Origin of the sequence: Caldicellulosiruptor naganoensis (assembly GCF_026914285.1) — a bacterium.
Classification (GTDB): domain Bacteria; phylum Bacillota; class Thermoanaerobacteria; order Caldicellulosiruptorales; family Caldicellulosiruptoraceae; genus Caldicellulosiruptor; species Caldicellulosiruptor naganoensis.
In genome coordinates this window covers 1,502,347-1,512,202 of the sequence record NZ_CP113864.1, presented here as the reverse complement: position 1 = coordinate 1,512,202, position 9,856 = coordinate 1,502,347, and the positions used below count along the sequence as shown (strand labels likewise).

8 protein-coding genes and 1 pseudogene are annotated in these 9,856 nt (G+C 33.1%); 5 read left to right on the top strand and 4 right to left on the bottom strand.

Annotated elements, in window-relative coordinates:
* Window positions 1–5 precede the first annotated feature (5 nt).
* From OTJ99_RS07460 to OTJ99_RS07445, 4 genes are all read left to right on the top strand, one after another.
* The gene (locus tag OTJ99_RS07460; protein WP_045164645.1) at window positions 6–1,337 is read left to right on the top strand and encodes an LCP family protein; all 1,332 of its coding nucleotides are present in this window, start codon (window positions 6–8) and stop codon (window positions 1,335–1,337) included.
* Between the two features lie 84 nt (window positions 1,338–1,421).
* Complete coding sequence (locus tag OTJ99_RS07455) at window positions 1,422–1,928, top strand: CarD family transcriptional regulator (protein WP_045164646.1); 507 nt, start codon at window positions 1,422–1,424, stop codon at window positions 1,926–1,928.
* A 14-nt stretch (window positions 1,929–1,942) separates the two neighbouring features.
* The gene (locus OTJ99_RS07450; protein WP_045164647.1) at window positions 1,943–2,851 is read left to right on the top strand and encodes a YesL family protein; all 909 of its coding nucleotides are present in this window, start codon (window positions 1,943–1,945) and stop codon (window positions 2,849–2,851) included.
* A 44-nt stretch (window positions 2,852–2,895) separates the two neighbouring features.
* Entirely contained in the window at window positions 2,896–3,498 is a 603-nt protein-coding gene (locus tag OTJ99_RS07445) for a 50S ribosomal protein L25/general stress protein Ctc (RefSeq protein WP_045164648.1), read from the top strand.
* 707 nt (window positions 3,499–4,205) lie between these two features.
* Here the strand turns inward: OTJ99_RS07445 and OTJ99_RS07440 are convergent.
* A complete protein-coding gene (locus OTJ99_RS07440; RefSeq protein ID WP_268748475.1) occupies window positions 4,206–4,334 on the bottom strand; it encodes a hypothetical protein in 129 nt (42 codons plus the stop codon).
* A 6-nt stretch (window positions 4,335–4,340) separates the two neighbouring features.
* Window positions 4,341–5,000, bottom strand: a complete 660-nt coding sequence (locus OTJ99_RS07435; RefSeq protein ID WP_408612533.1) for a DUF6973 domain-containing protein — start codon at window positions 4,998–5,000, stop codon at window positions 4,341–4,343.
* A 345-nt stretch (window positions 5,001–5,345) separates the two neighbouring features.
* Here OTJ99_RS07435 and OTJ99_RS07430 point away from each other — a divergent pair.
* Window positions 5,346–6,772 (top strand): annotated as a pseudogene (locus OTJ99_RS07430) (transposase).
* A gap of 450 nt (window positions 6,773–7,222) precedes the next feature.
* Here the strand turns inward: OTJ99_RS07430 and argH are convergent.
* A complete protein-coding gene (argH, locus tag OTJ99_RS07425; RefSeq protein WP_083943484.1) occupies window positions 7,223–8,611 on the bottom strand; it encodes an argininosuccinate lyase in 1,389 nt (462 codons plus the stop codon).
* Window positions 8,604–9,815 carry an argininosuccinate synthase gene (locus OTJ99_RS07420; protein WP_045164652.1) on the bottom strand — a complete coding sequence of 404 codons (1,212 nt, stop codon included), beginning with the start codon at window positions 9,813–9,815 and terminating at the stop codon, window positions 8,604–8,606. Before OTJ99_RS07420 ends, argH begins: the two co-directional genes overlap by 8 nt.
* Between the last annotated feature and the right edge of the window lie 41 nt (window positions 9,816–9,856).

Below are 9,856 nucleotides of genomic sequence, written 5' to 3'. Positions count from 1 at the left end.
AAGGTATGGGGAGGATAATTAAAAATAAACCTCTTATCATTATATTATGTATAGCTATAGTCCTTGTAGGCACATTAGGGTGTTTGTACAAAGTCTTTATAATTGATACAAAAAATATAGAGAAAGTCTTTGACAAAAAGAGATCTTCGAAAAGTAAGATGGGACAAATTAAGTACCCTTTTGATGAAAATAGTGTTAATATATTAGTTGTTGGACTTGACAAGGCAAGCAATCGCAGTACATACGACCTTCATAGAACAGACACAATCTTATTTTTAAACATTAATTTTAAAGACAAGAAAGTAAAGGGTATATCTATTCCCCGTGATACTTTAACTGAGATATATAAGGTTGGTAAATGGGATAAGATAAACAGTGCCTTTGGCTATGGTGGGGGAGAAAAGAAAGAAGGGTTTTTTTATACTATGGAAACTGTTAGTAAACTATTAGGTGGAATGCCAATTGAGTACTATGTAGGGTTTGACCTTGATGCGGTAAGAAAGGTTGTGAACATTTTAGGAGGAGTATATGTAAATGTTGAGGTTCCGGTAAAGGTAAAGACGAAATGGGTCGACATAGATTTAAAGCCAGGATATCAGAAATTAAACGGTATAGAAACATTGTACTATGCACTTTGGAGAAAAACACCAGGTGGTGATATCGACCGTATAAAAAGAGACAAAGAACTTATGCTTTCAATTTTTGAACAGTTAAAGGCAAGCAATAAAATAGTAACTCTTCCAGAGATATACTGGAAGATAAGACGGCATTTTTATACCAATTTAACCTTACAGCAAATAACATCATTGGCTTATTTTGCTCAGAGTATAAAGAAAGAAGATATCATATTCGAAAGCATTCCGGGGAATTATTTTAATTACAGAGGTATCAGTTACTGGAAACCTGATTATGAAGGAATAAAAAAGCTTATTAAGGATTTGCTTGGATATGATATCGAAATCGACTTGAAAATGCCAGAAAAATACAAATACACAGAGAGCGTTATAGTAAAAGGTAAAAGTGAGAATAATAAGAATAACATAAGTTATAACAACCACAAAATTGTCACAACCCCAGATAATCTAAGTCGAAGTCAAACTCAAAGAAATGATAGTGACGTTTCTCAAACTCAGTCAAGTGTTGAAAAAGAAGGTTATCAAAGCCAGTTGAGCAGTCAAACGAATTTGGAAAATACTGAAAGCTTACCTTTGCCACCCGAAGAAGAGAGTCAAACTCCTCAAAGTATTCAACAACAGCCCGTAGTTGATTCTGGGATTCAAACAAATGCACCCGCTACTTCTTCAGAAGTAGTTTCAAGTGTATATAGTGAAAGATAGAGAAAGATATTTTTGACAAAAACTTTTCAATTGGATATACTTTATTATGTAAAGTTATTGAGAGATGTCATGGGGTGGCAAAGAATGTACAAGGTGGGAGATACCATAATACACCCTTTGCATGGAGCAGGAGAGATAGTTGAGATAGTAGAGGAGAAGATATTTGATAGTGTCCAGAAGTATTATGTTGTAAGAATTCTATACAATGATATGAAAGTCTTGGTACCTGTCAACAGTGCTGCTGAAATTGGCATTCGTAATGTCATTTCTGAAGAAGAAGCAAACAAAGTGTTTGAGCTTTTGAAAGACAACAATTTCAAAGTTGACATAAATAGCTGTGGGAATTACAACAAGCGAATCAGAGAGAATCAGCAAAAACTAAAGAGTGGAAATATTTATTGTGTGGTTGAAGTTTTGAAGATGCTTGCAGCAAGAGAAAAAGTTAAGGGTTTGTCAACTAATGAAAAAATGATGTTCAACAATGCAAAGCAGATTTTAGTGAGCGAACTTGGACTTGCGAAAGGACTTGACATGGAAGAGGTTGAAAGGATGGTTGACAGTATTCTTTTTGAGCTTGAGACAGCAGAATAAGGGGGCTATCATTTGTGGCTGGATTTTTTGGATTTTTCGATTATACAAAGCCAGGACCAGGTGTGCCAGAAGATCTCCCACCAAAATCAAAATTTATAGTCTTCTTTGAGGTACTGGCAAGAAAGTTTTGGAAACTATGTTGGCTGAATATTCTCTATTTTCTTGTATCACTGCCTATATTAGTAATTCTATACTTTGTAGTTGGAAGTTATTTAATTCCGGTAATAGAATCTGCAACTAAAGGAGTGCAAAACTTAAAAGATATACAAACGGTACAATCCTTTTTAATCAATGCTATAAGTTTACTGCTTTTAAGTGGTTTTATGGTTTTTGGAATAGGGCCAACAACTGCAGGTTTTACCTATATTGTTAGGAATTTTGCAAGGGAAGAACATGCATGGGTTACAAGTGATTTTTTTGAACATCTGAGGAAGAATATAAAAGAGGGCTTTATAACTTTTGTTACAGATTTATTAGTCATATTTTTATTTTCTGTTGCTATAAGGTTTTATTCGTACCAAAGCATTAAATATCCCAGTGTGGGAATTATAAAATATTTTCTGATATTTACTTTTATTGTGTATGTTATGATGCATATTTACATCTATCCTATGATGGTGACATATAAACTAAAGGTAAGGCACATATATAAGAATGCATTTATCTTTACAGTTATAAAACTTCCACATACAATAGGAATGTTTTTGCTGATGGTTATTGTATGGATAGTACCTTTTTTACTGCTGCTTACAACTGGTTTCCTACTTGTGCTTTTGCTTTATCCTCTTATTTGGGTAAGTATTTTAGGACTTATGCAAAACTTTTACACAAATTATGTATTTGGAGAATATTTGAATCCTCAAAAACAAGAAAATCAAATTGAAAGTGTAGATAGTGACAAAAAAGAGGATAATCAGCTATAATAAGATACGTTAGGCGTATATTCAAAGAAGGGAGGTATATCTTTATGGAACCAGTACTTGTCTACAACAGAAGAGACGTATTTACAAAGAGCAATTTAAACAAACTCAGAAAAGAAGGGTATATTCCCGCTGTTGCATATGGTGATGACATAGAGAGCCTTCCTGGATATGTTTCTAAGAAAGAGTTTGAAAAATTATATCAACAAAAAGGATTAGCTGGGAAAATAAAAATTTTGATTGACGGAAAAGAAAGAACTGCGCTTATAAAAGAGGTTCAAACTCACTATGTAAAAGGGAATATTATCCATGTAGATTTTCAGATACTTTCTGAAAACAAACCCATTTATGTTGAGGTGCCAATTGTATTTGAGAATGCAGAAATATTAAAATCAAGAGGACTTGTATTGCAAAGACAGATGGAGACAGTAGAGATAGAAGGACTGCCTAAGGATATTCCTGAACACTTGGTAATTGACCTTATGGAATATGAAAAACCAACAGCTATAAAGTTAAGAGATATAAAACTTCCAGAGGGAATCAAAATAACAGAAGATTTAGATGAGGTTGTTGCAGTAATTGATGTAAGCGAGATTACAGAAGAGCCAGAGGTAGAGGAGAAGAAAGAAGAGACTTCTTCAAATGCATAGTCACCCAGAAAAGATTAAAAAATGTGACCTATATAAAATTGCGAATAAAGAAAGGTGGCAACAACAAACAAATATGCCACCTTTCTTTTTCCATGATTGTCTATTTCAAAATCAGATGCTCACTTCTTACTGCGTTTTGAATAATATCAGCAATATCTCATCTAATGAAAGTATAAAACAACATGACAAAAAGTCTTCTTTCTACTATACAAATATTTAGATATCTAACCATAACTATGTATTATCATTAATATTTTGTTAACTATACTTTTGTATAGGGATTTGGATCAGCTTTTCCATTTACTTACGAGAAAGCTGTTGAAGTTGAAGGATTTGCATAAGTATTAAAAGTAAAGATGATGAAAAAAGGTGACAGTTGCAAATTCCGAACTGCCACCACCTTTCTCATTTTTATGAGTTTAGAAACTTTAAGTTATCTTGATACAAAACATTTGATAAAAGAATTAACAAAATCAATTTTTATTTTTTAGGATAGCTACACAAATTACATAAAAAGGATAGTTAATGACAACCTGAGCAGACGTACCAACAATTTTTATTCTAAACCAGTTTATATCAATATATTTTAATCCTTCACTGTGAGCAACTAAACTATATTTTCCATTAAATTCAAACAAAAAAAAACATGAGCGACAGAAGAATTAAAATCATAATTATTAGATTTATTAATGCAACTTTTTTCATGATTACTTCTCTCCTTCAGAGTTAGTTGGAGCTAATTTATTATCTACAATTCTTTTCATCTTTCCGTTTCTGACTGCATTTTGTATTATATCGGCAATTTCTTCATCAGATTTTGATTCATTACCAAGCACTAACGTTCAACCCATCATATTATTATATAAATCCATTTCTTTTTCAATAGCAGACTGTCCAGTAGCGCCTTCTTCATGAGCTGTTGCCCAATCATAAGCCCAGCTATAATCAATATACTTAACCATTAATGCATTCCAATATGCATGTCTAAATGCATCGCCATTGCCATTGTGTAATACTGAATCATTATATCTTTCTCTAGCTTCAGTATCAGCTTTATATCCAGCCCATATTGCTTTTAATCCTTTAATGGGATTTTGATTAAATAGTTCTTGTTCTTTTTGATTTAAGTCAGGTAGTCCAGGATAATCAGATGACCCCATTATCTTATTAGAATTATTAACATCAATTTTTTCCTTCGACAAATATTTATTCGCTATTTCTTTTCTCAGAAAGTTGTTAATTTCGTCTTCTGTAGCATTGGGTTTATTTTGAATATACCCATTTACTTTAGTCATAAAGTACTCAACATCTGTTGTTTTTATTAATGCTCCATAATTTATATTACCTCTAATATCTTCAACCTCATTGTTCCTTACAACTTGATTCACATCTTTTTTCATTAAATCTCCAGTCACATTACTTTGTGCAAATGCAATTATTCCAGTTATTATAAACAATAAAACTATTAGGGCACTTACTGAAACCTTTATAGTTCTGTTCATAACATTCAATATGAGCGTTACCCAGAATATCCAATACCTAAAAACTCTGGTCATCCTTATTAATACTTGTAGTGAGAACATATAAAACAAATATACTGCTATGAGAAGAGTTTGCAAATTCAATATAATAAATAAATTTTTTAACATCTAAGAACTATTAATGAAAGTACAAAACAACATGACAAAACGCCTCCTTTATACTATTAAATTTTTAGCCTTTTGCAGAAACGCTCAAGATGAGCGTTATCAAGCTTTTTAGAATCTTTAAAAAAGTCTTCCTTCCTCCTCATAGATAGTGTAAAATTTATCTATATAAAACATACTTTCTATGAGGAGGAAGTTAAAATGTTTAAACACCATCATAAACAACTCTCTTTCTTAGAACTCTATGAGCACGTTAAAAAACGTCGCTCTCAACAATCCTCACTCGCTCCTTGGCTTCTTCAATAACTTCATCGACCTTTCTCAATTCATCCCTCAATCCTTCTACAAAGCTTACTACCACTACTTCGGTAAACATAGACAATTCTCATTAGAGTCTATACTATGCGCTTTCTTCGTCCAAAAAATACTTAAACTATCTACTCTCACTCAGCTTTGTGCTGTTCTCCTTAACTCCTTTGAACTTAGAAACTTCTGTAACCTTATTAAAGTCCCTTCTATCTCTACCTTCTCAAGATTCAGAAAATTCTTTTGCTCTGAAATAGAAACTCTATTCTACAATATCGCAAAATACGCTCAAAATCTATCTTCCCAGCTAAATCCTGAACTTGCTTCTACCATTATCTTCGATACTACTGCACTTAAACCTATCCTCAAAGAAAATAACCCTAAATTTATCCAGTCTCAACTTAAAAAACTAAATTTCAAAACCCTGACGTCAAAACACCTGTCATCTACTCACTTACATATTCTAACCTCCCCAAGTTCGCTTCTGCTTCTCCTGTTTCTCACTTATGTTAGCCAATGGACACTTCTGCTATGGCTTTAAATTTGCCATCCTCACAAATGCCTTTGGTATACATCTTGTAATCTCCCCTGCTACCGCTCATTCTTTCAATAATTCTCTCGACCCTGCTCTGTCTAAAACTATCTCCGACTCAAAAGCTCTTGTCCCTGCTTTAATATCATTAAAGAAAAACTTCACAAATGACTCTTTCTCTACTTTTATCGCTGACAGTGCACTTGACTCATATTCTATCTATTCCACTATATTCAAAAACTTCAATTTCTCAAAAGCTATTATCCCTCTAAATCCCAGAAACTCTAAATCTACTTCTAATACCCCTACCTCTGAAATGGCACTCCAATTTGTAATAAATTCAATCTACCTTTCAAATGTGAAGGTATGTGCAGGGGTAAAAATCGCTCGCCAAGAATTAAGTGGCGCTGCCCTCTCTCCTCTTTCAAAGATAATAAACGCACCTGCTCTTGCCCTGAGCCCTGTACTTCTTCTAAATCGGGCAAAATATTCTACACCTACCCAGATGCCAACTTGCGCTTTTGCCCCGGTATCAACAGAAACTCTATCCAGTTCGAAAAACTCTATCATTCAAAAGTTACTATAGAGCAAACTATCTTCCAGCTTAAATCTTCACTCGGTCATGATACCTTGTTCTCCCGCGACCATATCTCTCTTTTTTTCTGACTTCTTGCTCTCTGCAATTTGTATGCTCCTTATTTTTATTCTCTCTTTTGCTATCCTAAAGTCTCAAAAATTTATTACCTATAAAAAACTTCAAAAACTTAAAAAACTCATAGTTTGCACTTGATTTCAACTTTTAAAAATTTGCATTTTTTATTCAATATAAATTGCCTCTTCTAAAAGCCCTTTTAAAGTTACTTTCTAAAAGGGTTTGAGATAGTTTTGTCTTCTTTGCTTTTAGTATTATTTACCAGTTCTTTAGCCTGCTCTTTTATTGTTGATAATGTTGTTTTTGGTAACTATTGGTGTAAATACTTCTCATTTTTCTTGTTCTTTATTACTCTGCTTCCATTTTATTGTTTATACCTTTATGCATTTTGCAAACGGCTAACTATTAAATTTTTGGATTTTCTTGCTACAAACATAAAATATATACCACTATCGATATTTTGTCAACTATACTTTTTATAGTCTTTCTTGAAAATCTAAATAGATTCTGGCTACAAAAAACAAAAAAAGGTGAGTGTTCAGCATCCACCTTGAACACCCACCTTAAATCTAATTCATTTTCAATGTATTATTCTAAGTTTTTTAAAAATTCTTTTAGATTATCAATTTGCTTTCTCACACTCTCCAGCGAAGTTCCGCCATAGCTTTTTCTCCGATTTACGCAGGTTTCAATATTTATAAATTGATATACATCCTCTTGAATCTTCTCACAAAATCTTTTATATTCCTCTAACGATAAGTCTTCTAATGTTTTGCTGCTTTCAATGCAGTACTTTACAATGTTTCCTACAATAAAGTGGGCATCTCTAAAAGCTACTCCTTTTGTAACCAAGTAATCTGCAAGGTCTGTTGCATTGATAAATCCAGATTTGCAGGAACTTGTCATATTTTCTTTGTTAATTTTGAGAGTTTTGAGTATTTCATTTATTATTATTAAACTCATTTCTACTGTTTCAATGGAATCAAATAAAAATTCTTTGTCTTCCTGCAAATCTTTGTTGTATGAAAGAGGCAAACCCTTTAGTACTGTTAAAAGTCCAATCAAGTTTGCGTATACTCTTCCTGTCTTGCCGCGGATAAGCTCCAGAGCATCAGGATTTTTCTTTTGAGGCATGATGCTACTGCCTGAGCAAAAGCTATCATCAAGCTCAATAAATTTGAATTCATCTGTGTTAAATATAATGAAATCTTCTGCAAGTCGTGAAAGATGCATCTGAATCATGGCACAAATGAATAACATCTCAAGAATAAAGTCCCTATCAGATACAGTATCTATACTATTTTCTGTTACGCCTTCAAAACCAAGCTGGTTTGCCACAAAAAACCTGTCTATGTCAAATGTTGTTCCTGCCAAAGCAGCAACACCAAGTGGATTTTGATTTATCATATTAAAATTTTGCTTTAATCTCAACAAATCTCTTTTCAGCATTTGTGCATATGCAAGAATATAGTGAGAAAAAAGTACTGGCTGTGCCTTTTGAAGGTGTGTATATCCTGGCATAATTGAATCTATGTTTTCTTCAGCCAATTTTATGATAGTATTTATCAACTTTTTTACCAGCTCTTGAAGATACAAGTTCTTTTCACGACAAAATAACCTTTCATCAAGTGTAACTTGGTCATTTCTACTTCTTGCTGTATGAACCTTTTTACCAACTTCTCCTATTCTCTTTATTAGTTCCTTTTCAATTAACATATGAACATCTTCGTCAGTGATTTGAAATTTGATTTTTCCTGATTTAAAATCTTCTAATATTTGATAAAGTGTTTCTATAATAAGTTTTTCCTCATCCTCACGGATAATATTACACTTTGCGAGCATTTTAACATGGGCAACAGAGCCCACAATATCATATTCGAAAAATTTTATGTCAGTTAAAATAGATGCATTAAATTGGTCAAAAATCTCTGATGTAGATTTTGAAAATCTTCCTTCCCAAAGTTTAATTCTACTCATCCTCCTTTCTGTTTACCATTCCATATACCTTTAAAGGCAAGCCAAACAAATTTATAAAGCCTTCTGCATCTTTTTGGTTGTACATCTGGTCTTCTTCAAATGTTGCAAGGTCTTTGATGTACAGTGAATTTGGTGATTTTGAACCAGCAGAGTAAATATTACCTCTGTACAACACAAGTTTTACTGTACCATTTACAACCTCTTGAGTTTTGTCAACAAATGCAGAGAGTGCCTCTCTTAAAGGTGAAAACCAAAGTCCATCATATACAAGTTCGGCAAACCTGATAGCTACCATTTCCTTAAAATGCAATGTGTTTCTGTCAAGGCAGAGATATTCTAATTCTCTATGAGCATAGTAAAGAATTGTACCCCCTGGTGTTTCATATACGCCACGCGATTTGATTCCAACAAGCCTATTTTCAACTATATCAGCAATCCCAATACCATGCTCAGCCCCAATTTTGTTTAAGGACTTAATAAGTTCAACACAATTCATTTCTTTTCCATTTACTTTTACAGGAATACCTTTTTCAAACTCTATTTCTACAATTTCTGGTTGATCGTTTAGAGAAAGAGGATTTTTTGTAATCTTCAACACCTTATCAAAATCAGGCATATTCCAAGGATCTTCTAACTCAAGTCCTTCATGTGAAAGATGCCATATATTCCCGTCCATACTGTAGCTTTCTTCCTTTTTGAAAGGAATGTCTATACCTTTTTGGGCAAGATAATTTAGCTCATCTTCGCGTGATTTTAAGTTCCACATTCTCCAAGGAGCAATTATTTTTATATTTGGCATAAGTGCCTTTATTGTTACTTCAAATCGTACTTGATCATTACCTTTGCCTGTTGCGCCGTGAGCAATGGCATCAGCATTTTCCTTTTTAGCAATCTCAACGAGTTTTTTTGCAATAAGTGGTCTTGCCATTGATGTACCAAGAAGATACTTCCCTTCATAAATTGCACCGGCTTTCAAAGTAGGAAATATATATTCTTTTACAAACTCCTCTTTAGCATCTTCTATATAAACTTTTGATGCACCAGTTTTGTAGGCTCTTTCTTTTATAGCTTCAAAGTCATCTTCCTGTCCAACATCAACTACTACCGCAATCACCTCACAACCAAAGTTTTCTTTTAGCCATGGTATTATCACAGATGTATCAAGTCCACCCGAATACGCGAGTACTACCTTATTAAGTTGCATTTACAATTCCCCTCACTTTATAGATTTTTATAAAATTATAC